This is a genomic window from Hymenobacter agri, from assembly GCF_054778495.1.
The window spans coordinates 1-1091 of record NZ_BAAGZM010000968.1 but is presented as its reverse complement, the minus strand read 5'-3'; the positions used below and the strand labels follow the sequence as shown (position 1 = coordinate 1091).

2 protein-coding genes are annotated in these 1091 nt (G+C 64.7%); one reads left to right on the top strand and one right to left on the bottom strand.

Features of this window, described 5'->3' with window-relative positions; genetic code table 11:
- The coding region (locus ACYVDE_RS23765; protein ID WP_460503998.1) for a hypothetical protein at positions 1-564 on the bottom strand (564 nt) is incomplete at its 3' end.
- Positions 565-748: 184 nt separating this feature from the next.
- Between ACYVDE_RS23765 and ACYVDE_RS23760 the strand changes: the two genes are divergently transcribed.
- Positions 749-1091: hypothetical protein (locus ACYVDE_RS23760; RefSeq protein WP_460503997.1), on the top strand; the 343-nt coding region annotated here is incomplete at its 3' end.

Below are 1091 nucleotides of genomic sequence, written 5' to 3'. Positions count from 1 at the left end.
CGACGCCGGGGGAACGGCCGGGCCGGCGGCTGTGGCGCGCTTGGCCCGGTGCACAGGGCGCAGGTAGTTGGAGGCGTTAGAGATGACGAAGACCGTGGATACGAAGCCGGCAATTTTTTCCAGCAGCAGCAGCGCCTGCGTGGTACCGGCCGCCGCCGCGATGCTGCCGCCGGAGTTGCTGATGAGCGTGCCCACGCTGTAGTAGAACAGCTGCCCGAAAATTTCCAGCTCGGTGCCCGGCCGCAGGCCGGCAAAGGCGTTGCCGTTCACGCGGTAGAGGCAGTAGAAATCGAGGGCGAACGACAGAGCAATCATGCCCAGATTGAGCGAGACAAGCAGTACGAACTGGCGGAACGTTTCGCGCAGGGCAGCCAGGGCCCGGAAATTGTGCAGCAGAAAATAGCCGGTTTTGCCCGCCGCCGCCGCCAGCAGAATGCCGGTAATAACGTCGGGCGGCAGGCCCTCGTGCTTGTCGAGCAGGTAGAGGGCCAGGCCGAGCAGCAGCAGCAGCCCGTGCTGCCACAGCAGGCGGTAGAGCTGGTTCTGGAGAGGCTGGGATTTCATGATAGCGCAAAGAACTAAAGGTGGGTGTGACAAAAATGAAGTTTCGGGCCCGAACGAGTGCTGCGGGGCCGGGCGGCAACAGCCAGACACTGCCTGCGAAACCCGGGCACAGTAGTGCCGTTACCTTTGCGGCCTTCAGGGGGAATTCGTGCGGAGGCCATTTATCAATTCATCTGTGTTTGCGGTGCGCCAACGGTTACCCCTACTGCTGTTTTGCCTGTGGGCTGGCGTGCTCCGGCTGGTAGCGCAACCGGGGCCGGCCGCTGCCACCACCGGCTTCCCGGTGGTGGAGCAGGTGGCCGTGTTGCCCGACCGCGGCTACAGCCTCGCCCAAATTCGCACCGATACTTCATTGGCCTTCGCGCCCGCCGATTCGCTGCGCCCGGCCCAAGGCCGCCAGTTCTGGCTGAAGCTGACCGTGCGCAACCCCAGCCACTACGCCACGGCGGCCCGGCTCACGCTGCGCCCCGCCCTCGATAACACCCTGTACTACTTCGACGAGGATGCCCGCACCTGGCGGCACCACC